General features: G+C 68.3%; 22 protein-coding genes and 1 pseudogene. 13 read left to right on the top strand and 10 right to left on the bottom strand.

Annotation, left to right across the window (positions count from 1 at the left end; genetic code table 11):
* Positions 1 to 196: 196 nt before the first annotated feature.
* A complete protein-coding gene (locus AB0M45_RS05895; protein WP_364323374.1) occupies positions 197 to 649 on the bottom strand; it encodes a CBS domain-containing protein in 453 nt (150 codons plus the stop codon).
* Between the two features lie 175 nt (positions 650 to 824).
* On the opposite strand from AB0M45_RS05895, the gene AB0M45_RS05890 reads away from it, so the two are divergent.
* The 8 genes and pseudogenes from AB0M45_RS05890 (at position 825) to AB0M45_RS05855 (ending at position 8587) form a co-directional block, all read left to right on the top strand.
* Complete coding sequence (locus AB0M45_RS05890; RefSeq protein ID WP_364323372.1) at positions 825 to 1409, top strand: biotin transporter BioY; 585 nt, start codon at positions 825 to 827, stop codon at positions 1407 to 1409.
* Complete coding sequence (locus tag AB0M45_RS05885) at positions 1402 to 2523, top strand: synthetase (RefSeq protein WP_364323370.1); 1122 nt, start codon at positions 1402 to 1404, stop codon at positions 2521 to 2523. The genes AB0M45_RS05890 and AB0M45_RS05885 overlap by 8 nt, the downstream gene beginning before the upstream one ends.
* Positions 2520 to 3647, top strand: coding sequence for a thiolase family protein (locus AB0M45_RS05880; RefSeq protein ID WP_364323368.1), 1128 nt, complete (start codon positions 2520 to 2522; stop codon positions 3645 to 3647). The genes AB0M45_RS05885 and AB0M45_RS05880 overlap by 4 nt, the downstream gene beginning before the upstream one ends.
* Positions 3644 to 4324 carry an ABC transporter ATP-binding protein gene (locus tag AB0M45_RS05875; protein WP_364323366.1) on the top strand — a complete coding sequence of 227 codons (681 nt, stop codon included), beginning with the start codon at positions 3644 to 3646 and terminating at the stop codon, positions 4322 to 4324. Before AB0M45_RS05880 ends, AB0M45_RS05875 begins: the two co-directional genes overlap by 4 nt.
* Positions 4321 to 4923, top strand: coding sequence for an energy-coupling factor transporter transmembrane protein EcfT (locus AB0M45_RS05870; RefSeq protein ID WP_364323364.1), 603 nt, complete (start codon positions 4321 to 4323; stop codon positions 4921 to 4923). The genes AB0M45_RS05875 and AB0M45_RS05870 overlap by 4 nt, the downstream gene beginning before the upstream one ends.
* Positions 4916 to 6324: pseudogene (locus AB0M45_RS05865) on the top strand (AMP-binding protein). Before AB0M45_RS05870 ends, AB0M45_RS05865 begins: the two are co-directional and overlap by 8 nt.
* Positions 6325 to 6527: 203 nt before the next feature.
* Positions 6528 to 7523: a DUF4185 domain-containing protein gene (locus AB0M45_RS05860; RefSeq protein ID WP_364323362.1), complete on the top strand. Its 996-nt coding sequence runs from the start codon at positions 6528 to 6530 to the stop codon at positions 7521 to 7523.
* Between the two features lie 71 nt (positions 7524 to 7594).
* Positions 7595 to 8587 (top strand): MurR/RpiR family transcriptional regulator, encoded by a 993-nt coding sequence (locus AB0M45_RS05855; RefSeq protein WP_364323360.1) that lies wholly within the window; start codon positions 7595 to 7597, stop codon positions 8585 to 8587.
* Here the strand turns inward: AB0M45_RS05855 and AB0M45_RS05850 are convergent.
* Complete coding sequence (locus tag AB0M45_RS05850) at positions 8566 to 9984, bottom strand: amino acid permease (protein ID WP_364323358.1); 1419 nt, start codon at positions 9982 to 9984, stop codon at positions 8566 to 8568. The genes AB0M45_RS05855 and AB0M45_RS05850 overlap by 22 nt on opposite strands.
* 159 nt (positions 9985 to 10143) lie before the next feature.
* On the opposite strand from AB0M45_RS05850, the gene AB0M45_RS05845 reads away from it, so the two are divergent.
* Genes AB0M45_RS05845 through AB0M45_RS05835 form a run of 3 tightly spaced genes read left to right on the top strand, consistent with a single transcriptional unit; the run spans position 10144 to position 13893 of the window.
* On the top strand, positions 10144 to 10917 hold the full coding sequence (locus tag AB0M45_RS05845) for an enoyl-CoA hydratase/isomerase family protein (RefSeq protein ID WP_364323356.1): 774 nt from the start codon (positions 10144 to 10146) through the stop codon (positions 10915 to 10917).
* A 2-nt stretch (positions 10918 to 10919) separates the two neighbouring features.
* Entirely contained in the window at positions 10920 to 13100 is a 2181-nt protein-coding gene (locus AB0M45_RS05840; RefSeq protein WP_364323354.1) for an acetate--CoA ligase family protein, read from the top strand.
* Positions 13093 to 13893, top strand: a complete 801-nt coding sequence (locus AB0M45_RS05835; RefSeq protein WP_364323352.1) for a crotonase/enoyl-CoA hydratase family protein — start codon at positions 13093 to 13095, stop codon at positions 13891 to 13893. The genes AB0M45_RS05840 and AB0M45_RS05835 overlap by 8 nt, the downstream gene beginning before the upstream one ends.
* A gap of 99 nt (positions 13894 to 13992) precedes the next feature.
* Here AB0M45_RS05835 and AB0M45_RS05830 read toward each other — a convergent pair whose 3' ends face one another.
* Positions 13993 to 15213 (bottom strand): helix-turn-helix domain-containing protein, encoded by a 1221-nt coding sequence (locus tag AB0M45_RS05830; RefSeq protein ID WP_364323350.1) that lies wholly within the window; start codon positions 15211 to 15213, stop codon positions 13993 to 13995.
* A 265-nt stretch (positions 15214 to 15478) separates the two neighbouring features.
* Between AB0M45_RS05830 and AB0M45_RS05825 the strand changes: the two genes are divergently transcribed.
* Positions 15479 to 16426 carry an AraC family transcriptional regulator gene (locus AB0M45_RS05825; RefSeq protein ID WP_364323348.1) on the top strand — a complete coding sequence of 316 codons (948 nt, stop codon included), beginning with the start codon at positions 15479 to 15481 and terminating at the stop codon, positions 16424 to 16426.
* A 113-nt stretch (positions 16427 to 16539) separates the two neighbouring features.
* Here the strand turns inward: AB0M45_RS05825 and AB0M45_RS05820 are convergent, their stop codons facing one another.
* Positions 16540 to 17409, bottom strand: a complete 870-nt coding sequence (locus tag AB0M45_RS05820) for a sigma-70 family RNA polymerase sigma factor (RefSeq protein ID WP_364323346.1) — start codon at positions 17407 to 17409, stop codon at positions 16540 to 16542.
* Positions 17410 to 17544: 135 nt separating this feature from the next.
* Here AB0M45_RS05820 and AB0M45_RS05815 point away from each other — a divergent pair, with 135 nt between their 5' ends.
* The gene (locus tag AB0M45_RS05815; RefSeq protein ID WP_364323344.1) at positions 17545 to 17892 is read left to right on the top strand and encodes a DoxX family protein; all 348 of its coding nucleotides are present in this window, start codon (positions 17545 to 17547) and stop codon (positions 17890 to 17892) included.
* 62 nt (positions 17893 to 17954) lie between these two features.
* Here AB0M45_RS05815 and AB0M45_RS05810 read toward each other — a convergent pair whose 3' ends face one another.
* From AB0M45_RS05810 to AB0M45_RS05785, 6 genes are all read right to left on the bottom strand, one after another.
* Positions 17955 to 19541, bottom strand: coding sequence for a GMC family oxidoreductase N-terminal domain-containing protein (locus AB0M45_RS05810; RefSeq protein WP_364323665.1), 1587 nt, complete (start codon positions 19539 to 19541; stop codon positions 17955 to 17957).
* Positions 19542 to 19638: 97 nt separating this feature from the next.
* Positions 19639 to 20217 carry a TetR family transcriptional regulator gene (locus AB0M45_RS05805; protein ID WP_364323342.1) on the bottom strand — a complete coding sequence of 193 codons (579 nt, stop codon included), beginning with the start codon at positions 20215 to 20217 and terminating at the stop codon, positions 19639 to 19641.
* Positions 20218 to 20250: 33 nt separating this feature from the next.
* Entirely contained in the window at positions 20251 to 21720 is a 1470-nt protein-coding gene (locus AB0M45_RS05800) for an FAD-dependent oxidoreductase (protein WP_364323340.1), read from the bottom strand.
* A gap of 12 nt (positions 21721 to 21732) precedes the next feature.
* On the bottom strand, positions 21733 to 22137 hold the full coding sequence (locus tag AB0M45_RS05795; RefSeq protein ID WP_364323338.1) for a carboxymuconolactone decarboxylase family protein: 405 nt from the start codon (positions 22135 to 22137) through the stop codon (positions 21733 to 21735).
* A complete protein-coding gene (locus tag AB0M45_RS05790; RefSeq protein ID WP_364323336.1) occupies positions 22134 to 23003 on the bottom strand; it encodes an NAD(P)-dependent oxidoreductase in 870 nt (289 codons plus the stop codon). Before AB0M45_RS05790 ends, AB0M45_RS05795 begins: the two co-directional genes overlap by 4 nt.
* Positions 23000 to 23767 (bottom strand): SDR family oxidoreductase, encoded by a 768-nt coding sequence (locus AB0M45_RS05785; RefSeq protein ID WP_364323334.1) that lies wholly within the window; start codon positions 23765 to 23767, stop codon positions 23000 to 23002. Before AB0M45_RS05785 ends, AB0M45_RS05790 begins: the two co-directional genes overlap by 4 nt.
* Positions 23768 to 23778 lie beyond the last annotated feature (11 nt).

Below are 23778 nucleotides of genomic sequence, written 5' to 3'. Positions count from 1 at the left end.
GCACCCCGACATCGCCACCGCCACTGCCGCCAGGACCATCAGCTGAACGAACATGTTCTCCCCCTCCCGCTTTCCGGCACATGAGCGCGACGGAGCGTCCGGTTGGTGCCGCACCAGCACACGTGTGGCACCACTGATCATCTCTCGAGAACGCTTGCGGCGGGAGGCAATTCTTCGCACTCGCCGGACAGCCGCGTCAGGAGGTGGTCTCGCCCGGAGTCGGAAGATTGGCGGCGCAAATGGCTTCGACGAATTCGCCGACTTGATGCTCGGGCAGCTGTCGCGCGAGATCCGCCTCGGTGATGATGCCGGCGAGCCGACCCTGCGCGGTTACCGGAAGCCGGCGGATACGGAACTCGGTCATACACGCGAGAACGTCGCTGATATCCGCGCTGACGTCGACGGTGTGCATCCGATCCGCGCCCTGGGTGAGTTCCCCAGCTGTGGTCGTCCTGGGATTCAACCCGACACCGACGACCTTCACGACGATGTCACGATCGGTCACGATCCCGACCGGATGGCCTTCGCCATCACAGACGGGGAGTGCGCCGACGTCGAGCTGGCGCATCCGCTGGGCGGCGAAGTCCATGGTGTCGCGTACGTTGATGCACTCGACATCCGGGCGCATGACGGTCTCCGCGGTGATCATGCTGAGCCTCCTCGATACGTACCGTCGCTTGCCGCTCGACCATCACTCGGATCCCGCCCCGGCGGTAGGGGACAAGGTCACAGTCTCGTCCTCTACTTCGCGGGAGCCGGGCCCGCGCACCTTCACCCTGGGCCTGCTATCTTGAACGTCGTTCAAGTTGTAGCGGAGGGTTGTCGTGGAGGGTGTCGAGAACTCTCGGGAGTCGAGAATTGGCATTTCGGCGCGCGATATGGCGCAGATCGCCGTTTTCGCGGCGCTGATCGCCGCACTGGGTCTGCCCGGGGCTATCACGGTCGGGTTCAGCGGCGTGCCGATCACGGTGCAGACTCTCGGTGTCATCCTGGCCGGAGCGGTGCTCGGGGCGCGCAAGGGCACGGCGGCGGTGCTGGTCTTCCTCGCACTCACGATGATCGGTCTGCCGCTGCTGTCCGGCGGCCGCACCGGGTTGACCGCGCTGGCGGGGCCCAGTGCCGGATACTTGGTCGGCTGGATTCCGGCGGCGCTGTTCATCGGGCTGCTCACCGCCCGGATCCTGCCGAAATACCCCCTCGTGCTCGGCCTGCTGATCAATGCCGCCGGCGGCATGCTGGTCATCTACCTCTGCGGCATCGCCGGGCTGGCCTTGCGCACGGATCTGGGGATCGGGGCCGCGATCTCGACCAATGCCGCGTTCATTCCCGGCGACCTGGCGAAAGTAGTCGTCGCGACGGTGGTGGCCAAGGGCGTCCACCGCGCGTACCCCGGCCTGATCCATGCTTAGTCCCGAACTCGGCGGCGCGGGCGATCAGCCTGCCCTCGACTTCGACGGCCGTACCCACACGTATCGCGACCTCGACCGGGCGATCGAGCAGTGGATCTCTCAGCAGGATGACGCGACCGTCTATGACGCCTCGGCCCTCTCGTTTCCGGACGCGTTGATCTGTGTCTGTGCCGCGGCTCGGCGCGGCATCCCGGTGATGGTCGAGAATCCCGACGCCCGTCCGCACCGGCCGAGCATTCCGCCTTCGGCGTTTCTGCTGGTGGCGACGTCGGGGTCGACCGGGCGTCCGCGACCGCTCGCCCGGACGGCCGCCTCCTGGTACGACAGCTTCCCGGCGTTCACCGCGATCACCGGCGTCGCGCCGACCGACCGCGTAGTGATCACCGGCCCGTTGCACGCGACCATGCATCTCTTCGGCGCGCTGCATGCGCTGTGGCGCGGCGCGTGCGTCACCGACGACCCGACGCGGGCCACCGTCGTGCATGCGGTCCCCGCGGTGTTGCGCGAGGTCGCGCGTACCTGCCCGCGCCTGCGTACCGCGATCGTCGCGGGCATCGCGGTGGACGACGGTGCGCTGGCCGCCGCCGACCACATCGAGGTCGTCGAGTACTACGGGTCTTCGGAAGTCTCGCTCGTGGCGGCGCGGCGTGTTCCCGAGCCGATGCGGCTGCTCGACGGAGTCGAGGCCGACGTGCGCGGCGGACTGCTCTACGTCCGATCCCCCTACACCGTGCTCGGTGCGCCCGAGTGGTTCGGCGTCGGTGACCTCGCCGAACTCGGGGCCGACCGCACGCTGACGGTGCGGGGCAGGGGCGACTGCGCGATCAACGTGGGCGGCACCACGGTGCTGGCCGAGGATGTCGAGCGCATCCTGGAGACGCTCGACGGAATCGCCGCCGCGGCCGTGATCGGATCGCCGCATGCCGTTTTCGGTGAAACGGTCACGGCCGCGGTGCAACTGGACGGCCTGGCCGGACTCCACGAGATCCGGGCGCGAGCGCGGCGGGTGCTGGCGAAAGAGGCGATGCCGCGTCGGTGGGTGCCGCTTCCGGCGCTGCCGAGGACCGCCGCGGGGAAAGTCGCCAGGGGGCAGCTGAAAGACTTGCTGACATGACGCCTGTCCCCGTTCTGGTGGCGCCGCGTCGCACGCCGATCGGCAGCGCGGGACACGGATTCGCCGATCTGACCACCACCGATCTGGCCGCTCCCGTGCTGCGCGAGGTACTGGCGTCGGTGCGCGGTGCAGGGATCGACGCCGAGGTGGACGACGTCGTCCTCGGCAACTGCCTGGGACCCGGCGGCGATCCGGCCCGGATCGCGGCATTGCGGGCGGGTCTGGGCGTGCACGTTCCTGGCGTCACGGTCGACCGGCAGTGCGGGTCCGGCCTGGATGCGGTGATGCAGGCCGCGTCGCGCGTGCGCAGCGGCGCGGAAGAACTCATCCTGGCCGGAGGCGTCGAGTCGGCGAGCACCGCGCCATGGCGCTTCTGGCCACCGGTCGCGGACGCCGACCCCGTGCGATACACCCGCGCTCCCTTCGCACCAGAAGGTTTTCCCGATCCCGGCATGGGAGTGGCCGCCGATGATCTCGCCCGAGCACGCGGCATCAGCCGCGCACGGCAGGACGCTTACGCGGCACGCTCGCACACCCTCGCCGCGGCGGCCGACTTCTCCGCGGAAATCGTGGCGATCGGTGACGTGCACCGGGACGAGCGCATCCGTGCGGGCATGACCGAGACCCGGCTCGCGCGGCTGCGCCCAAGTTTCGGCGTCGACGGCACGGCAACAGCGGGCAATTCGTGTGGAATCTCCGACGGCGCCGCGGCAATGGCGGTCACCAGCGAGGCAATGGCCGCGGGGCTGCCCGCGTTGCGGATACTCGGTTGCGCGGTCGCCGGATCCGATCCAGCGCTGCCCGGACTCGGTCCCGTGCCCGCGATACGGAAATTGCTGCGCCGCACCGGATTCGACGTTACCGATCTCGGCGTCATCGAGATCACCGAGGCGTTCGCGTCGGTGGTGCTGGCGGTGGCGGACGAATTGGGCTTGGACGAAGCCAAGATCTGCCCGCAGGGCGGCGCGATCGCGATGGGACATCCGTGGGGAGCGTCCGGAGCCATCTTGCTGGTGCGGTTGGCCGGCCAGATGCTGTGCGCGGACGGACCCGCGCTCGGGCTCGCGGCCTGCGCCATCGGAGGCGGCCAGGGCATCGCAGTGCTCGTGGAGCGTGTGTCGTGAGTTCGATCGTCTTCGACTCGGTCTCCCACCGCTTCGCTGACCGAAAGGTGCTGCAGGACATCGACTTGCGGATCAGCGAGCGCCGCGTCGGCATCATCGGCGCCAACGGTTCCGGCAAGTCCACCTTGGCGCGCATGATCAACGGTTTGCTGACGCCGACCGCAGGTACGGTCACGGTGGACGGCGTGGACGCCGCCCGCAAAGGCGCGCAGGTGCGGCGGAAGGTCGGGTTCGTGTTCACCGACCCGGATACGCAGATCGTGATGCCCACGGTCGCGGAGGATCTCGCTTTCTCGCTGCGGCGAACGGGCCTGAGCAAACAGGAGGTCGCAGCGCGGGTCCGGGAGATCCTGGAGCGGTTCGGGCTCGCCGACCACGCCGAGCATCCCGCGCACCTGTTGTCGGGCGGTCAGAAGCAGTTGCTCGCTATCGGCGCCGTCCTCATTCGCAGGCCGGAGGTGATCGTGGCCGACGAGCCGACCACGCTGCTGGATCTGCGCAACGCCAGGCTGATCGCGGAGGCGCTCGATGCGGTGGATCAGCAGGTGATCGTGGTGACGCATCAGCTGTCACTGCTGGAGGGTTTCGACCGCGTCATCGTCATCGACAATGGTGCCGTGGCGTTCGACGGCACTCCCTCCGACGCCGTCCCGGCGTACCGGGCCTCGGTCGAATGATCGGCGTCTACCGTCCGGGCGATTCGCCGCTGCACCGGATGCCCGCCGGACCCAAATTGGTGCTGCTGCTCGTTTCGATCGTGGCGGCCACGGTGTTCGTGCGCAGCCCGCTTCAGGTCCTGATCGCCGCGGTGATGGTGGCGGGATCGTTCGCGGTGGCCGGGATTCCGTGGCGAGTCGTCTCGGCGCAGTTGCGTCCGCTGGCGTGGATGGTGGCGCTCATCGCGGTGTTCCAGGTGTTCATCACGTCCCCGGCGCGGGCTGTGGTGGTGTGCGGTGTCCTGGTGATCTCGGTGGCGCTCGCGGCGCTGGTCACGCTCACCACGCGCGTGACGGACCTGCTCGACGCCGTCACCCGAGCGCTGGGGCCGCTGCGCAGGTTCGGCGTCGATCCCGAGCGCATCGGTCTGCTACTGGCTCTGGCCATCCGGTGTGTCCCGCTGCTGGCCGGAATCGTGCACGACGTCGCCGAGGCGCGGCGGGCCCGCGGACTGCAGTGGTCGATGACGGCGCTGGTCACGCCGACACTGGTGCGGGCGCTGCGGACCGCCGACGCGATGGGCGACGCCCTCGCGGCGAGGGGAGTCGACGATGCCTGACCTACTGGCCGCACGGATCGCCCGACAGGCCGCGGAGAACCCGGGCGCGACCGCGGTGCTCGCCCGGCGCGAGCACATCGACTACCGCGAGTTCTGGTCCCGGGTCGTCCGCACCGCCGCGGGGATCCACGGTATGCGCCGAATCGCCGTGCTGCCCACCTCCGATATCGAATCGCTGGTGGTGGTGACGGCGGCGATGCACACGGGCGTGAGTGTGGTACTGCTGCACCGCCATCTACTGCCCGCCCAGCTGAGCTGGGTGCTGGAACTCGCGAAGCCCGCAGCGGTCGTGGCCGCGCCGCATCAGCATCGGCGGCTGCTGAGGCTGGGATTCGAGGGGAACGTGCGGACCGCCGCCACACTGGAATCCGATGGCGTGGCCGGCGGTGCGCAGCCGGATGGCGAACTGCTGGTGGGCATTACTTCCGGTACTACTGGCGAGCCGAAACTCTTCGTGCGCGACCAGCGATCGTGGGCCACCACGTTGGATCGCTCCGACCGCACGTTCGACATCGGCGCCGGCGATCGCGTGTCGGTGCCCGGCGTGCTCGACCACACACATTTCCTGTACGGCGCGTTGCATGCTCTCACCCGGGGCGCGACGGTCGATCTGCGGCCGGTCGTCCAGGCGCTGACCGACGGTGCGACACATCTGTATTCGGTGCCGACGATCGCGTGGGACGTGGTGCGGGCCGGTATCGGCCCGATCGAGAGCGTCCGGGAAGTGCTGTCCTCGGCGGCCCGCTGGCCGCGCACGGGACGTCGAGCGTTACGGGAGGTCTTGCCGAACTCCTCGCTCGTGCACTTCTACGGTGCCTCCGAACTGAGTTTCGTGTCCTTCGACCGCGGGCTCGGGGCCGCCGAGGAGAACTCGGCGGGAGAACTGTTCGACGGCGTCGAGGCGCGGATTCGGGACGGCCTGGTATTTGTCCGCAGCGACAGCTGTTCGGCGGCTACCTCACCGCGGACGGCGTGGTCGACGGCCCCGTGGACGGGTGGATGACGGTGGGCGACCGGGGCCGGGTGCTCGGCGACCGCCTGTACCTGTTCGGCCGGGACTCCGAGATGCTGATCCGGGCCGGACTCAATGTGGAACCCGCCGCCGTCGAAGCGGCGCTCACCGCGATACCGGGTGTCGCGGAAGCCGCCTGCATCGGCGTGCCGGACGCGCGCATGGGGGAGGCGCCCGCGGCCGCGATCGTCGTGGACAACGCCGCACCGAGCACCGGCGAGATCTGGCGGCGGCTGCGTGCGACGCTGCCGAGTCCCAGCATGCCGGTGCAGATTCTCACCGTGGACAGCCTGCCGCGTACACCGCGGGGGAAGCTCGATCGACAGGCGCTGGCCGTGACGTTCGCCGCCCACCGCAGCGGCGGCGGGGATGCCGACGACCACTGCTGATCCCAGCACGACAACGTGATCGCGCGACCGGGTCTTCGTCATTGCCGCATACGGAGTCTTTCCGGCGCGTCGCGCAAGAAGATTCGCCCGAACGGGCAACGCTGCGGTTACCGACCTCTGATACTGGTTGGGTAGGCACGCCATCGTGCGGGCCTACGAGCCGATCTGGGAAGCGACGCACCGAGAATCGACAGGATCCGGCTATGAAGATCAAGAATCTGAATCCGCTCCCGATGGCCGACATCGGCGGCTCCGATCTGTTCATCCCGTTCCGGATGCCCACCGGTGACATCGGGTTCCTGCCCGGTGACACGTTTTCCGGCACTGAGCCGAGAGTGGGCGGGCCGAACTGGCGTTCGCCCATGCTGCTACGAAGCAACACGCACGATATGTCCAGACCGATCGAGTTCCAGTCGGCCGCGCGCGGCGCTCGGCAGCTCTGGGATTACGTCCACGACAATCCGGAGTATTCCACGGTCCTGCCCTGCGACGCGATCACCATCGGCGGCCGGATCTATTTGTGGGTGATGGTCACCCAGGGTCTGGGTAACGAGCGATGGTGCGAGATCCGGTATTCCGACGACAACGGCGAGAGCTGGACCGACAGTGGGGTTCGCTGGTCGACCAGCGCGTTCGGCGGCAAACGCATCATGATCTCCTGGGAGCGCGGTGGTGACGGCTATGTCTACGTCATCTCCACCGGAGGGCTCGTTCGGAACAAGAACATGCTGCTGTGGCGGGTGCGCGAGAATCATGCCGCGCTCACCGACCCGGCCGCCTGGGAGGGCTGGGGCTGGAACGGCCAGAACTGGGGGTGGGGCCGGGACCCGGGCAGCGACCCGCGATTCGGCATCCTGCCCGACGGCACCAGGCTCGGAGAGATCGGGCTACGCCGGATTCAGGGGAACTGGGTGATGTCCGGTTTCGACGCCGGAGCCTATGGTGCGTTCGTCAAAGTCGCCGGGAGGATCACCGACAATTGGTGGACGGCGCGAACATACCGGCCCGTGAAAGGCTCGTTCTGGGCGCCGGGCGGCCCGGATATCGTGCCCCGCCTGTACGGCTGTTACGTCCATCCGGACAGCAGGTTCGACGGTGCGTTCGGCATGATCGTGAGCGAGTGGGCGGAATCCGGTATACCCTATCGCGCCATGCAATTCCGGATCTTCGGCGTCCATGCGGCGGTCCCGATTACCTAACCTCATTCGAGTCGGCGACGAGTACACGTAAGTGCCGGTGTCCGGATTGGACGATCGTCCAAAAGATCGCAATGTCGATTCCGGTGATTCGGCCAGGGGTGCCGCGGGGCCGGTCGGTTAGATTGGAAAACGATCGCTGGTGGTGGATGCCGAAGGAGGACTCGGTGGGCGCGAATGCGGAGTCGATGGCGGGTCCGACGACGTTCGGCGAGCTAGTGACCGAGATCCACGCCCGGTGGGGTTCGCTGTCGGTATCGCACAAGAAGCTGGCTGAGCGGGTGCTGTCCGACCCGGAAGCGGTGGCGTTCATGACCGTGTCCGAGTTGGCGAGTGCGGTGGGGGTCAACGAGGCGACTGTGGTGCGGTTCGCGAACGGTCTGGGGCTCAAGGGATATCCCGGCCTGACGCGGTTGTGCCAGGAGCGGTTGCGAGAACAGGCGCAGCTGCTGCGCCGATTCGACAACCTCGAGCACTTGGTGGCCCAGGGAGCCGGGCTGATCGATAACACGGTGGTACTGGATCAAGCGAACATTGCCCGCACCTTCGCCGCCATCGAGGAAGCGACCTGGGAGGCCGTCATCGACCGGCTGGCGCGGGCGCCGCGGGTGCACGTGATGGGATTGCGGAAGTGCCACGCCCCGGCCTATCTGCTGGGCTACCTCCTGGGTCTGTTACGAGAGAACGTGGCAACCGTCACCGGAACAAGGGGGACTTTGACCGACGAGCTGCGTCGTGTCCGAGCCGGGGACTGCTTCGTGGCCATGTCGATCCACCGCTACAGCCTCGACACGGTCCGCGCGGCGCAGTGGGCCCGCCAGCGCGGCGCCCACGTCGTGGCCTTGACCGACACCGCCGTATCGCCGCTGGCGGCGTCGGCGCAGCACACTGTGTATGTCGAGGCATCCAGCGCGAGTGTGCTGCGCTCGATGACCGCCTTCACCTCGGTAGTCCAGGCGATGGCCGGCGCGGTGGCGCACGTCCTCGGTCACGAGGTACGTGAGACGCTGCTGGAGGAGGAAAAATTGCTGCGCGAGTTCGGCGTCTACTCGGCCGATACGGTCTGAGTACGTTCTGCTGACGCCTGATTTGCCGCAGGCGCCGCCGCGATCCGGACGGCGCGGCGTTGGTGCAGCAGGCCGGCGGCCACAGCGACGGTCGTCACCACCAGAGTCAGCGCGAGCGGGGTCCGGGTGCTGGATCCGAACACCATCCCCACCACGATGGCCAGCAGTGCGAGCATGACGACGTACGACATATACGGCGCGCCCCACATCCGCACCGGTAGCGCCGCGGCCTGCGCGGCGGTGCGGTGGCGCCGACCGGCGATTTGGGTCGCGCAGATACACAGGTAGACGACCACCGCGACGGCGCCCGAGGAGCTGAGCAAGAAGCTGAAGACTGCGCCGGTGGGGAGGAAGTAGTTCGCGACCACGGCGAGGAAGCCGGCGCTCGCGGCCGCAAGCACACCGGCTGCCGGAACGCCGGATCGGTTGGTGCGCCCCAACAGTCGTGGTCCCTCACCGCGCTGTGCCAGCGAGAACAGCATTCGGGAAGAGGAGTACAGCCCCGAGTTCAGGCACGACAACACAGCGGTGAGCACGATCACGTTCATGATGGTTCCCGCGCCTGGAATCTTCAGCGAATTCAGCACCGCGGTGTACGGACTTTCGGTGATCTGCGCGCTGTTCCACGGCAGCAGCGTGACGACCACCAGGACCGAACCGACATAGAAGACCAGGATGCGACCGGCGACGCTGCGCATGCTCCGGCGCACCGCGTTCACCGGATCGGCGGCCTCACCGGCGGCGATGGTGACCAGCTCGGTACCGAAATAGGAGAAGAAGACCGTCAGCGATGCGGCCAGTACCGGGGTGAATCCGTTCGGGAACAAGCCGCCCTGGCCGAGCAGGTTCGTCGTTCCCGGAGCGTTGTAGTGCGGAAACGCGCCACAGATCGCCGCGATGCCGATGCCGATGAAGACCACGATCGCCGCGACCTTGATCAGGGCGAACCAGTACTCGAAACGTGCGAACGAACTCACCGCGGCGAGGTTCACGCCGGTCAGGGCGCTCATGAAGAGGAGGGCAAACGCCCACGTCGGCAGCGCCGGGAGCAACTGGTTGGCGATCGCTCCGCCGGCGATGGCCTCGAAAGCGACTGTCACGCACCAGTGATAGGTATACACCCAGCCGACCGACAGGCCCGCCCACGCGCCGAGTTCCCGCGATGCGTAACTCGAGAACGAACCGGTCTCGGGACTTGCTGTTGCCAGTTCGGCGAGCATGCGCATCACCAGGATCACCACGAGTCCGGTGAGCAGATAGGCCAGGACGATGCCCGGACCCGCGGCCGCGACCGCCTTGCCACTGCCGACGAACAAGCCTGCGCCGATGACGCCGCCGATGCCGATCATCGTCAGCTGGCGAGTGTTGATGGTGGGCTTCAGATTTGCGGTGGGCACGATGCCTCCCAAAGACCGTGGGCTGTGACCCGGGTAACTGATGCTCAGTTATGGAACACCGCCGCCCAGTAGAGTGCAAGTAGATTTGCAAATTTGATAGACAATGCAATTTGTATGGCATAGTGAGGGCGTTGACCCACAGCACGAGGGAGTGAACCTATGTCCACGGTGTTGGTGCACAGATCCGGTGCCACCGCAACGCTGACGCTGAACCGGCCAGAGCGGCTGAACGCGGTGACCGAAGAGCTGTACGAAGCGTTGCTCGGTCATCTGGTCGGCGCCGAGTCCGATCCGGCGGTGCGTTGCGTCGTTGTCCACGGCTCCGGTCGCGCCTTCTGCGTGGGCGCCGATCTGAAGGCGCACCATTCCGCCTCGCGGACGGCCGCGGAACAGGAGCACTACCTCGGGCTCGCCCAGCGCGTGTGCGAGCAGATCCAGACGATGGCCACCCCGGTGGTCGCCGCGGTCGCGGGCTACGCGCTCGGCGCAGGGGCGGAGATAGCGGTGAGCGCCGACTTTCTCGTCATGGCCGAGGACGCGCAACTCGGTTTTCCCGAGGTGAGCATCGGAACATTCGTCGGTGGCGGAGTCACCCACCGGTTGCCCCGGCTGATCGGCCTGCGCCGGGCCACCGACCTGCTCATCCTGGGCGAGCGCTGCACCGGCAGGCAGGCTCACGAGTGGGGTTTGGCCTACGCCGCCGTCGCGGGCGACGTTCTGCTCGAGACGGCCAACAGCCTCGCCGGATCGCTGGCCGACAAGGCGCCGATGTCGCTGGCGCGGATGAAGGCCGCCCTGCGCCGGGACGATCCGCTCGAGGTCGCGCTGGAAACCGAGCCACGGCAGATTCTGGAGCTGATGGCGACCAGGGACTGGGCCGAAGGCGTGGCGGCCTTCGCCGAACGCCGTACTCCCGTGTTCGAAGGAAAGTAGACATGACCACCCTCGACGAGCGCACCGACATCGGCCACCGCACGTCCCTGCAACGGTTGCTGGATCCGCGGTCGATTGCCGTCGTCGGCGCTTCCGCCACTGTGACCAAGCGCGGATATCAAGCCGTCCGGTCGCTGCGGGAATCCGGTTTCGCCTATCCCGTCTACCCAGTCAACCCGAAAGGCGGGCGACTGCTCGGCTTCGAGGTGTATCCGGCGATCAACCAGCTGCCCTTCGGTATCGATGTTGCGCTGATCGCAGTGCCAGGCGCCGCAGTTCCCGCGGCGTTGCGGGAGTGCGCGGCGGTCGGCATCGCCGCCGCCGTGGTGCTCGCGAACGGATTCGCCGAGGTCGGCTCGACCGGTGCCGACCTCGACGAAGCCTTGGCGGCCGCCATCGCCGAGACCGGCATACGGGTGGTCGGGCCGAACACGTCCGGAACGCTGAACGTCTCTTCGGGCGCGAATCTCGTTGGGCTGCCGAATGTTCCGAAGGGGCCCATCAGTGTGGTCGCCCAGAGCGGGAACATGCTGCTGTCGCTGGTCAACGACAACAACGTGACGAAGGGGCCGGGTTTCCATGCCTACGTCGGATTGGGCAACCAAGCCGACGTCCGGTACGACGAGTGTCTCACCGAACTGGCTCGCCAGCCGGAAACCGGCGTCGTGGCGGTCCATTGCGAGGGATTCGTCGACGGCCGGGCATTCCTCACCGCGGCGGCGGCGGTGGTGCCGGACACACCGATCGTCATGCTGCGGGGCGGACGTTCCGAGGTGGGGCGCCGGACCGCGCAGTCGCACACCGGGTCGATCGCGGGTTCGGATGCGGTCGCGACCGCCGTGCTGCGGCAGGCCGGTGTCGAATTGGTCGATCGGTCCGACGAACTCGCCGTCGTCGCCGGTGCGCTGGCCACCTGCCGGCCGATCGAGCCCGGTCGCAAGGTCGTGATCCTCAGTGATGGCGGCGGCCACGCCACCCTCGCCGCCGACGCGCTGGCTGCCCGCGGCATCGAGCTCGCGAGGCTTACGGCGCAGACACAGCGGGAGCTCCGCATTCTGCTGGGGGATGCCGCGGCGGTAGGCAATCCGGTCGACGTGGCCGGTGCGACCGACGCGGATCCCCGGGTGTTCGCGGCGGCCGCGGAGGTACTCATGCGCGACCCGCACGTCGGGCTGGTGTTGATCATCGGTCTGTATGGCGGCTACCACCTCCGGTTCGATCCCGGTCTGCGCGAACTCGAGGACGCTACCGCCGACCGGTTGCTCGGCCTCGCCGCCGAGCACGGCCTTCCCCTGCTGATCCAAAGCTGCTACGCCGGTGCGGACATCGCCAACCACGATCGGTTGCGAGCGGGCGGAGTGCCGGTACTCGCTTCGATCGACCATGCTGTGCGGGTGGTGGCGGCGTTGGACCGCCGCGGTCGCGTGTTGTCCGGCGCCGACGACCATGCGGGGCTGCGGCTTCCGTTGCCAGCCCCCCAGGGCGCGGGCACTGGACGGATCGCGGGCACTGGCCTGCTCGGAGAGCCGGCGGCTCGCCGCGTGCTAGCCGATGCCGGGATCGATACCGGCGGATGGACCTTCGCGCGGACTGTCGAGGAGGTTGTCGCCGCCGTCGCCGGTTACGGGCGTTCCTGCGCTCTCAAAGTGGTGTCACCGCAGGTGGTGCACAAGTCCGACGTGGGGGGTGTGCGGCTGGACGTGACGGCTGCCGATGCCGCCGACGCGGCCCGCGCCATCATCGACTCGGTCACCGGTGCGGTGCCCGGTGCCGAGATCGACGGCTTGGTCGTCGCGCCCATGGCCGAGCCCGGAATCGAGTTGCTCGTCGGCGCTACTCGCGACCCGATCTTCGGCCCTGTGGTCGCCTTCGGCAGTGGCGGGGTGCTCGTCGAGGCGCTGCGCGACGTCACGTTCCGCGCCGCCCCCTGCACCGAGCGCGAGGCCGGGGAAATGATCGACGAAACGGTCGCGGCGCGTCTGCTCGACGGCTACCGCACCCTGCCGGCAGTGGATCGACACGAGCTTGCTCGATTTCTGGTACGCCTCGGCGATGTCGTCGCGGCGCACCCGGAGATAGTAGAACTCGACCTCAACCCGGTCATCGCGACCGGATCGCGCATCGTCCCGGTCGATGTCCGTATTGTCCTGTCCGAAAGTTCTTCTGGAGACCAGTGTGAATGAACCCCTGCTGATCGATCGTGCCGGCGACGTTGTGACCTGGACGCTGAACGATCCCGTGGCCCGCAATCCGATATCGGACGAGGACACCATCGCCGCCCTCGAGGCGGCCGTGACGGCGGCCAATCGTGATCACAGCCTCCGGGTTGCGATCCTCACCGGCGCCGGATCCGCGTTCTCCGCCGGCGGCAACATCAAGCAGATGCGCGATCGATCCGGGATGTTCGGGGGAGACCCGGCACAGCTGCGACAAGGTTATCGGCATGGTATTCAGCGCATTCCGAAGGCGCTGTATCACTGTGAGATTCCTACCATCGCCGCGGTGAACGGCCCGGCCGTCGGTGCGGGCTGCGATCTGGCGTTGCTGTGTGATCTGCGGATCGCGTCGAGCACCGCGCTGTTCGCCGAGAGCTTCGTCAAGGTCGGTCTCGTCGCCGGTGACGGTGGGAGTTGGCTGCTGCCGCGCGCCGTAGGGATGGCGCGAGCGTGTGAGATGGCGTTCACCGGGGAAGCGATCGATGCGGCCACTGCTCTGGAATGGGGTCTGGTCTCGCAAGTCGTCGAGCCCGGTGACCTACTCGACGCCGCAGGTCGACTCGCCGCTCGGATCTGTGTCAACCCGCCGCAGGTGCTGCGCATGACCAAGCGGCTGTTGCGCGAGGGCCGGCAACAGACCCTGGAGAGCCAGCTCGAGCTGGCGGCGGCGATGCAGGCCGCCGCGCATCACACCCTGGACCACCACGAGGCCCTGGCGGCTGTACTCGGCCTCCGCGCATCCACCTCCACCACGGAATGAGCCGACAGCCGGTGCCGATGAACCCATGGGAGCACAGCCACGGCGCGGATTCCTTGGTCCGCACCGGCGCGCGGCCTGCGATGGTCTGCCGTCTCGCGATCAGCTGATGTGATACGTGCGCGCCACCAGTGCGGAACGCAGATACCACAGGCCCGACGGCTGCGTCGGATCGAAACCGGTGAGCTGCCCGATCCGCTTGAGCCGGTAGTCCACGGTGTTGGTGTGCACGTGCAGCACCCGGGCGGTGCGCTGCCGGTTGAGATTGTTGGCGATGTGCCGCTGCAGCGTCTCCAGCAGTTCGGGGTGCGCGTCCAGCGGGTCCAGCAGGGAGCCGAGGTATTCGCGGCCGGGCCCCGGCCGGGTCAGCTGGTATTCCAGCGCCAGCTCGTCGAAGCGGTAGAGGCCGGCCACCGCCTGCAACCGGTGCACCATGTCGAGCAGTTCGTGCGCCTGGTCGGCGGCGGTGGGGATCTGCGCCGGGGTGGCCTCGACCATGGTGGCGGTGATACCGACCTGCGCGGCGTGCGAAAGCTGGGTGACCAGTGCGTCCAGCTGCTCGTTGTCGAGGTGGCCGGTCGGGATCAGCACGGTGCCGCCGTCCACGCTCAGTAGCGAGAGCGCGGCCTCGCCGCACCGGGTGGCCAGCTCGGCCTGGACCCGGCGCAGTTTCCTGCGCGCGACCACCTTGCCGTCCACCATGGGGTTGCGTTCCTCGCGATGCGGCGGAATCGCCACGGCCAGCACGGCATACGAGGACGCGATGGCGATGCCGCATTCGCGCGCCATGGTGGCGGTGCTGTGCCCGCCCAGCAGCGCGGAGGTCAGCGTGTGCACCGCCGTGTGGTGCTCGCTGACGACTGCCCGCAGCTCGCGGACGTAGGCCATGGAGACCGCCGAGTTGATCATGTCGAGCATCTCGACGACCATTTTGGCGCCGTCGACGAGGTTGTCGTAGTCCTTGATGGACGCGTGGGAGACCACGAGGTCGAGGCCCATCTTGAAGCCCTCGTGGATCGAGTGGTGGATGGTGTCGATCGGCACGCCCTCGCGCGCCCACCCCGCCGCGGCATCCCCGAGCCGCTGGAGCTTCTCCGGCAGGTCCTGTCCGTCCAGCATGCTCACCGCCAGCTCCAGGCACACGCGGGTGATGGTGGTGACGTCACCGGAGATGGCGTCGCCCGGCAGCGTGCCGCACGGGATGACGTTCTCGACGAAGTGGCCGACCATCTGGCGCGACAGCCTGCGGACGTCTTTCAACGGGGACGACATCGGCTTCCCCGACAGGGTGAGACTCGGCCGGGCCGAACTGTCGACGGACATTGGCGACTCCCTTCCGCCCACATTGGTGTGCAGCGCATTCACACTAATCGGTCGATCCTCGTCGCGGACCCGATCCACGGGTTCTGTGAGAGCACGGGATCCGGTCGACGCGTCGCTGTGAACGGTCACACAGGATGGGCACACTGCTGGTTCGCGACCAGGCCGGGCGCACCGCGTGGAATGGCGAGCGGTTCGTAACGTGTTGGTGGACAATAGGACATCGGTGAACCGGCGGCGATAGGTTGTCACCATGGAGTGCTATGGCGTGACCGCGAGCGATCCGAAGTCGTGGACCACGATCGCCAACAGCTTCGTTCCGATGGACTATGAGTACCGGGATCCCGACCGGTGGTATTCGGGGCTCACGGTTCAGGAATCGGCTGTCTATCGATTGCTGCGCTGGGAGCAGCGAGGCAGCAGTACGTCCTATCGCACACGGACGAATATCCGCCATCAGCCGTGCGACGATTTCTACTGGGTCGTCGTCCCCGAACAGGGCGTGTACTCGGTTCGGTACCGGGATGAGGTGATGCGGGCCAATTCCGGTCAGGCCGCGGTGACCGCACTGGACGACCTGTGCCAGTTACACATTCCGCTGTTGTCCGCGTACGCGTTCCAGGTACCGCGCGCGGAACTGGATCACCGCGTGGGACCCGTCGCCGAGCGGAGCATGACGATCGACTTGAACTCCGGCCTCGGCCGGGTGGCGCAGGCCATGATCCGCAGCACCCACGCCGAACAGGAGAACCTCTCCGACCGGGAGTTCAACGCGGTCTGCGATCGCGTCGCCGAGTTGCTGTGCCTGATCGCGCTCGGGGACAACCATCCGCAGCGCGCCCATCACGCCCAGATCGCCGCGCAGGTCCGGCAGTACGTGCGAGCCAACGTCGGACGGGGTGACCTGCGGCTGCCCGCCGTCGCGCACGCGCTGGGCTGGTCGCCCCGGCAGTTGCGGTCGGTGCTGCACCACATGGGCACCACCTACCGCGACGTGCGGCGGGACGAGGCACTGCGCGCCGCACGCGATCTGCTGGAGGATCCGGCGCGCGAGGAAGTCCCCATCCAGGAGCTGGCCGTCCGCGCCGGATTCACCCCGGCGTGGTTCTCCTCGGCGTTCAAGGCGCGCTTCGGTGAGACACCACGGGATTTCCGGCGACGCAGGATGACGGAGCTGGCCGCGCCCAATGGCGAGCGGGACCCGGTCACGCGCTGATCGAACGCAAGAGGACGGACGCAGTGGTTCGCTTCCGGCCTCTCGCGTTCGGTTACGGGGCCGATTCACCTCGCACCGGAGCTGGCCCGTTCGGATGTCTGTAGCTGCCGAGATCACCTGGGTAGCATCGTGATCGGCAGCTGCCGCAGGCGGGCGGGATCGGCGATCACCTCGTAGGCGGCGACTCGATCGCCCCGCACGGCGACCGTGAGCGCCAGCAGGAGCCGGCCGTGCGGCGCGACGAGGATGCCCACGACACCGTCGACCAGTGCGAGCGCCGCCAGCCGCGAGCGGCGGCGCAGCAACACGGTTTCCCTCGCGACTGCCGACGCGCCGCGCACCGTCGCGGGCAGACCGGCGGGGACCGCGGCCGGGTCGGCGGTCCGGAGCACGTCGGGTGCGAGAACAGTCAAGAGCCGGTCGAGATCGCCGCCGCGGGCCGCGTCGAGAAACGCGTCGACAACATGCTGCTGCGCGGCGAGATCGGCTGGGGCCGCGCCATCACCGCGCACACGTTGCCGGGCGCGACTGGCGAGCTTCTTGGCGGTCGCCGTCGTGCGGCCGACGATCGGCCCGATCTGGTCGAAGGGCACCGCGAACAGGTCGTGCAGGACGAACGCGACCCGTTCGTCGGGTCCGAGCCGGTCCAGCACCACGAGCAGCGCGCGTCCGACCGACTCGATGAGCACCGCTTCGCGCTCCGGTTCGTTGTCGTCGTCCTCGAGCCGATCCACGTCGTCGAGCGGATCCTCGCGCCGCGCCGCCGTGGCGCGCAACATGTCCAGGCAGATCCGGGACACGACCGTGGTGAGCCAGCCCGGCAGGTTCCGCACCTCCGCCACATCGTGCCGGGCCAGTCGCAGCCACGTCTCCTGTACCGCGTCGTCGGCTTCGGCCGGCGAGCCGAGCATGCGGTAGGCGACCGCGTGCAAGTGGTCGCGCTGCGACTCGAACTCCCGCGTCAGCACCTCATCGGTGGGCATCCGTCACCTTTCTGCTTCGCCGCCCGTCACCGAGATGACGGATTCGACAGCGCCCAGGTGACCGTGGCGCGGCGTCACCCTGCCGCCGTACCACCGTCGCCGACCGGGCGTGATGTGGACAGAAGGGTATTTCGTATGGTCATCGCCTATGTTGTCGCCACGGTGCTGGCGGCCGCGGCCGCGTTGCTCGCCGCGGGCATCGATGTCGTTCGGGCCGAGTGGGTTCGCACGAACATGCGAGCGTACGGGGTTCCCGAGTCGTGGCTGTCGCCGCTGGCCGTCATCAAGGCGGTCGGCGGCGCCGGGCTGCTGATCGGTCTCGTGGTGCCGCCGATCGGCGTGGCCGCGGCCGCCGGGTTGGTCGTGTACTTCCTCGGCGCGATGCTGACCGTGATCCGGGCGCGGTGGTACGCGCATATCGGATACCCGCTGCCCTACCTGGCGTTGGCCGCCGCATCGCTGGCACTGTCCATCGCGTCGTGAGCCGAGAGTGTTCGGTGGTAAGCCACGCAGCGAAGGTGACGGCTCAGTGACCGGCGCGAACCCTATCCGGCGAGGATGAACTTGGCCGCCTGTTCGCCGATGAACACCGTGGGCGCGTGCGTGTGGCCGCGGATGATCAGCGGCATCACCGAGGCGTCGGCGACCCGAAGTCCTTGCATGCCACGCACTTCCAGCCGCGGCGTGACGACGCTGGCGGCATCGGCGCCCATCCGGCAGGTGCCGACCGGGTGGTAGAGCGTGTGCGAATAGGAGTTGAGCGTCAGCTCCAGGGCGGCTTCCGGCTCGGCGGGCGCCTGCGGCGGGTAGATCAGCGGACCGAGCACCGCCTTCATCGACGGCTCGGCGGCGATGCGGGCGCACACCCGCAGTCCGGCCATGATGGCGGCGCGGTCGGCGCCCGCGCGGTCGGACAGGTAGCGCGGATCGATCACCGGCTTGGCGGACGGGTCCGCAGCCGACAGCGCGATCCGGCCGCGGCTCTGCGGGCGCAGCAGCACCGAAGCCAGGACCACTCCGTGCTCGGTCGGGTCCTGGAGGCCCTCGTAGAAGAACGGCGCGGGCGCGAAGATCAGCTCCAAGTCGGGCAGGTCCAGATCCGGCCTGCTGCGTACGAACCCGTACGCCTCGCCGACGTTCGAGGTGAGCATGCCGCGGTGGCGGATCAGGTAGTCCAGCAATTGGCGCGGCTTCTCGGCGCCGAACAGCGAATCGCCCGCCACGCCGTAGCCGAGGGCCGCGACCAGATGGTCCTGCAGATTCGCCCCCACCTCGGGCGCGTGGTGGCGCACCTCGATGCCGCAGCGGGTCAGCTCGTCACGGTCGCCGATGCCCGAGAGCATCAGCAGTTGCGGGGTGTTGATCGCGCCGCCGCACAGCACGACCTCGCGCCGCGCGGTCACCGTGTGCGCGGCGCCGCCTCGGCGGTACTCCACGCCGATGGCGCGCGTGCCGTCGAACAGCACCCTGGTGGCCAGCGCCTCGCTGTGCACCGTGAGGTTCGGACGGCGCAGGGCCGGCCGCAGGTACGCGTCGGCGGTGCTCCAGCGGCGACCTCCGCGCTGGGTCACCATGGTCTCGCTGAACCCCTCCGGCTGCGGACGGTTCGGCGGCTCGACGGCATAGCCCGCCTCTTTGACCGCGGCCAAGTAGGCGGCGGTGAGAGACCGGGGACTGCGCTGACGGGAGACGTGCAGCGGCCCCTCGGTGCCCTCGTCGGGATATTGGGCGTCCTCGACTCGTTCGATGCGGCGGAATTGCTCGACGGCCGCGGCGAAGCCCCACTCGTCACCGGCCAGCAGCGCCCATTCGTCGTAGTCCGCACGGAAGCCGCGGACCCACATCATGGCGTTCATCGAGGACGAGCCGCCGTACATCCGGCCGCGCGGCCAGTAGATCTCGCGGTTCTTCAGCTCCGGCTGGGGCTGCGTGAGATAGTCCCAATCCACCTCGGAGCGAAAGAGTTTCGCGAACCCCGCGGGGATGTGCGCGAACTTGTTCTTGTCCGGCGGACCGGCCTCGAGCAGCGCCACCGTGGTGCCGGGATCGGCGCTGAGCCGATTGGCCACCACTGCGCCGGCCGATCCCGAGCCGACGACGACGTAGTCCGCGGAAAGCCCACCTGGTTGCACTGTTCCCTCTCCGATCTGCACCGACTACGGCAAAGATACGAGCAAGCGCGCGCGGAGGGTTCGGTTTCGGCGAACCCGGATGAAGTCTCGGTCCGCGCTAGCGCAGAATGAGCTGCGCGGAGATCTCGATCCGGTCGGCGATCTCGGAATACGAGCCATAGCCCATGCCCGCCCGCACCAGCGCGCCCGCGTAGAGCAACTCCAGCGATTCGACCACGTCCGGATCCGGATCCGGGCCCAGCGCGCGGATGATGCGCTTGCGGATCTCGGCCCCGATGCGTCCGCGCAGGTGCTCCACGTCGGGGTCGCGGCCGAGCAGGGCGCTGGTGACCGCGCCGGAGAGCTCCTGTTCGTCGGCCACCAGCATGGCGATATTGCGCAGCTCGGCGATCACCCGGATCTTCGGATCCGGGTCGTCGCTGACCGGTGAGGGGGAAGCGACCAGCCGTCGCCAGAAGATCTCCGCGACCAAGTGCTCCTTGGAGGAGAAGTAGGTGTACGCGGTGGCCGTCCCGACGCCGGCCGCGGCGGCGACCATCCGGATGGTCATGCCCGCGAAGCCTTCGCGCGCAAGCACTTCCATTGCCGAGCGGGTCAGCTTGTCCACGGTGTCGGCCTGCTTGCCGGAGAGCCTGCGGCGGGTCGCCTCCAGCATGACGGAATCGGGTTCGGACATGTGTCTGGATACTACTAGGCGGGACCGAGTGGTTCAGTTCTCGGCCGCGGCGGTGCCCGCTCGCCGCCCGTAGAAGCTGCCGTCGCCCAGCGACGCGCCGCTGACATAGCCACCCGCGCAGAGGCCGGACGTGCATCGGCCCGCGGCGAACAGTCCCGCGATCGGCTCGCCGGAAACGTGCAGTACCCGGGAATCGAGGTCGGTGCGCAGCCCGCCGAGAGTGAAACCCGCGGTGAAGCCGCGCATATCGAACGCCGCCAGCGGACCGCGCAACGGGTGTACCCATTCCGGTTTCTTGCCCAGCAGCGGGTCTTTTCCGTCGGCGGCGTGCAGGTTGTAGCACTCCACCGTCGACTGCAACGACTGGCCGGGCAGGCCCATCTCGGCCTCCAGTTCGGCGATCGTCTCCGCCACCCAGGTCGGTGGCTGACGGAAGAACGGCGTCGAGGTCTCGGTGGCCAGCGCGGCCTCGTAGGAGGCTTCGTCGATCACCAGATACGCCTGGTTGTCCTGCTGGATCAGCGTCGCCTGCCCGGTCCGGCCGGGATAGGTGTCCTCCGGGATGTAGCGCTGGCCGCGTCCGTTGACCAGGATGCCGCGCGCCAGCAGTTGCGGGTCGCCGAAGAACGCCACCTCGGTGGCGTCCATGTGGGCCAGTTCCGCGCCGAGCGCCTGCGCGAGCCGGATGCCGATGCCGTCGTGTTCCTCGATCGCGGCGGCGGGCCTGCCGATCAGTCGCGGCGCGTACCGCTCGATCATCTCCTTGTGGTAGGCGAAGCTGCCGGTGGCCAGGACGACACCGCGCTCGGCGCGCACCGCCACCTCCTGTCCGTAGCGGCGGGCCAGCACCCCGACCACGCGATCGTCCTCGTCGACGATCAGCCGTGCGATCCGCATGTCGTATTCGACTGTGACTCCGAGCGCCTCCGCAGTGTCGGCCAGCGGTTTCATCAGCATGTAGCCGCCACTCTTCTGCCCCGTGCGTTTGTCGGCCATGCGCGGGACATGTCCGCGCGGAGCCGGTTTCGCGATGATGTTGAAGGGCGCGGCGTTCTCGCCGCCGGAGTACATCAGTCCCTCGTCGTGCGGCGGCTCCCAGCCCGGCTCGCCCCAGAACGCCTCGCGGAACGGCACACCGCACGCGACCAGCCAGTTGTAGTGCTCCACGCTGCCGCGGCAATAGTCGGCGATCTTCGCCTTGTCCACGCCGGGACCGAGCGCCGCGAGCAGGAAGGTTTCCATGTTCTCGGGCGTGTCCTCGAAGCCGAGGGCTTGCTGCAACGGTGTACCGCCGCCGAGGTAGATGAACCCGCCCGCCATCGCGGCCGCGCCACCCCAACCGCCGGTGCGTTCCAGGATCAGCACATCGGCACCCGCGCGCGCGGCCTCGATCGCCGCGCACACCCCGGCGATGCCGTAGCCCGCGACGACCACGTCGGCTCGGTGGTCCCACGTCGTGACGCTGCTGGCGCGCAGCGGGCGAATGCTGGTGGCATCAGACATGTTTCGGATCCTTCACTGCTCGGCGCGATCGGACCGGTCGCGTGCGGCCTTTTTCTGCTGCGCGACAATCGTGCCAACCAGCAGGTCGAGTTTGGTGCCGTTCGGCCAACCGACGTAATGGCACAAGAACACCGCGATCTCGTGTAGCTGCTCTTCGGTGAGTTCGGAATTGCGCAGCGCGGCCCCGATCTGGATGCCCGCGGTGTCGATGGCGCCCTGCGCGGCCAGCGCGCCGAGCAGCAGCAGCCTGCGATCGCGAATGGTGAGCCCGGGACGCGACCAGATGTCGGCGAAGAGGTGGTCGGCGGTGACGGCGAAATGGGCGCCGGGGTATTCCTGGAATTCGGTGCCGTACACCTCGGCCATCTTGGCCAGTCCGCGCTGCCGCACGGCGTCGGCCGAACCATTGTCGCTCATGAAAGATGCCTTTCCGATGGTGTGCCCGCCCCGACGCCGAGTCCGGGGCCGAGCCGGTCGATGGCGAGTTCGGCCAGCGGCAGTGCCGTGCCGAGCCGTTCGCCGAGTTCCAGGGCCAGGCCGAGGTCCTTCTCGCCGAGATCGCGCACGTGCCGCAGGATCGGCAGCCAGAAGTCGCCGTCCTCGATCGGCGCGGTGGAATCGCGCAGCATGATGGCGCCGGGGCCGCCGGTGACCGCGTCGGAATGCCGCACCACCTTGCCGAGCGCGGTGATGTCCAGGCCCGCCGCCTCGGCGAGCCGCTGCGCCTCGGTGGCGGCGGCGAAGGAGATGAAGTGTAAAAGATTGCGCGCCAACTTCATTCGCGTTCCCGCGCCGACCGGCCCGGCGTGCACGATCAGATCGGCGAAGCACCCGAACGGTTCGCGCACCCGCTCGAATGCCGCCGCGCTGCCGCCCACCATGACCGCGAGCGCGCCGCGGGTAGCGCCGGGTGCGCCTCCGCTGACCGGCGCGTCCACGAGTTCGACGCCGTGTTCGGCGCACACCACCGCGAGTTCCTCGGCGGTGCGGTCGCCGATCGTCGAGTGCACGGCCACCACGGTTCCGGGCGCGGCGGTCCGCAGCACTCCGTCGGGGCCGGTGACCACCTCGCGGACCTGCGCATCGTTGACGACCGTGATCGAGATGATCGCGGCCTGCTCGGCCAACTCGGCGGGGGAGGAGGCCGCGGCGGCCCCGGCTTCGATGAAGCGTGCGACCGCCTCTGGGCGGAGATCGCACACCACGAGCCCACCCGGCCAGCTCGAAAGACGTTCGGCCATCGGCGCACCCATATTGCCGAGGCCGAGAAAACCGACGCTCATGACCGAACGATCTGTCCGCCGTCGACATTGAAGATCTGCCCGGTGACCCAGCTCGCCTCGTCCGACAGCAGGAACAGGCAGGCGCCGACGAGATCCTGTGGAGTACCGATCCGCTCGAGTGGCAGGCGTTTGACGATGTCGTCGACGATCACGTCGGGGGTGACCGATTTGGTCGCGTCGGTGTCGATCGGGCCCGGTGCGATGGCGTTGATCCGGATGTTGGATCCGCCGAGTTCGAACGCCAGCTGTTGGGTCAATCCGTTGACGCCGACTTTCGCCAGGCCGTAGAAGCTGGAATACAGCCATGCGGCGGTGGACGATTGGTTGACGATCGACCCGGCGCCGCGCTTGGACATGTGCGGCCAGACAGCGCGGGTCATGTTCAGCGCGCCGTCCATGTTCACGCTCATGAACGTCTTATAGTAGTCCCACGGCACGGTGAGCAGCAGATTCAGCTTCATCTCGCCGTAGATCGCGGCGTTGTTGACCAAGTGGTCGATGCCGCCGAACTCGGCGGCGGCGAAATCGGCGGCGGCGAAATCGGCCAGCGCGGTGGCCGATTCCGGATCCGCCACATCGAGGAGTCCGAACACCGCGGTGCCGCCGTCGGTGACGATCTTCTCGACCACCGCCGCACCACCGTCGGCGTTCTTGTCCGCGACGACGACGCTCGCGCCCTCGGCGGCCAGCGCCTGCGCATAGGCCGCGCCGATCCCCTGGGCGGCGCCGGTGACGATGGCGGATCTTCCCGTGAAACGGGCCATGGAGTTCAGCT

Origin of the sequence: Nocardia sp. NPDC051787, assembly GCF_040681325.1 — a bacterium.
GTDB lineage: Bacteria > Actinomycetota > Actinomycetes > Mycobacteriales > Mycobacteriaceae > Nocardia.
Note: the sequence above shows the minus strand (reverse complement) of the source record. Positions and strands in the feature narration are given on the sequence as shown.

Coding starts and splice junctions, on each gene's coding strand:
- AB0M45_RS05895 (WP_364323374.1), bottom strand. CDS start 649: ATGATCACCGCGGAGACCGTCATGCGCCCGGATGTCGAGTGCATCAAC.
- AB0M45_RS05885 (WP_364323370.1), top strand. CDS start 1,402: ATGCTTAGTCCCGAACTCGGCGGCGCGGGCGATCAGCCTGCCCTCGAC.
- AB0M45_RS05880 (WP_364323368.1), top strand. CDS start 2,520: ATGACGCCTGTCCCCGTTCTGGTGGCGCCGCGTCGCACGCCGATCGGC.
- AB0M45_RS05870 (WP_364323364.1), top strand. CDS start 4,321: ATGATCGGCGTCTACCGTCCGGGCGATTCGCCGCTGCACCGGATGCCC.
- AB0M45_RS05860 (WP_364323362.1), top strand. CDS start 6,528: ATGAAGATCAAGAATCTGAATCCGCTCCCGATGGCCGACATCGGCGGC.
- AB0M45_RS05855 (WP_364323360.1), top strand. CDS start 7,595: ATGTCGATTCCGGTGATTCGGCCAGGGGTGCCGCGGGGCCGGTCGGTT.
- AB0M45_RS05845 (WP_364323356.1), top strand. CDS start 10,144: ATGTCCACGGTGTTGGTGCACAGATCCGGTGCCACCGCAACGCTGACG.
- AB0M45_RS05840 (WP_364323354.1), top strand. CDS start 10,920: ATGACCACCCTCGACGAGCGCACCGACATCGGCCACCGCACGTCCCTG.
- AB0M45_RS05830 (WP_364323350.1), bottom strand. CDS start 15,213: ATGTCCGTCGACAGTTCGGCCCGGCCGAGTCTCACCCTGTCGGGGAAG.
- AB0M45_RS05820 (WP_364323346.1), bottom strand. CDS start 17,409: ATGCCCACCGATGAGGTGCTGACGCGGGAGTTCGAGTCGCAGCGCGAC.
- AB0M45_RS05815 (WP_364323344.1), top strand. CDS start 17,545: ATGGTCATCGCCTATGTTGTCGCCACGGTGCTGGCGGCCGCGGCCGCG.
- AB0M45_RS05805 (WP_364323342.1), bottom strand. CDS start 20,217: ATGTCCGAACCCGATTCCGTCATGCTGGAGGCGACCCGCCGCAGGCTC.
- AB0M45_RS05800 (WP_364323340.1), bottom strand. CDS start 21,720: ATGTCTGATGCCACCAGCATTCGCCCGCTGCGCGCCAGCAGCGTCACG.
- AB0M45_RS05795 (WP_364323338.1), bottom strand. CDS start 22,137: ATGAGCGACAATGGTTCGGCCGACGCCGTGCGGCAGCGCGGACTGGCC.
- AB0M45_RS05790 (WP_364323336.1), bottom strand. CDS start 23,003: ATGAGCGTCGGTTTTCTCGGCCTCGGCAATATGGGTGCGCCGATGGCC.
- AB0M45_RS05785 (WP_364323334.1), bottom strand. CDS start 23,767: ATGGCCCGTTTCACGGGAAGATCCGCCATCGTCACCGGCGCCGCCCAG.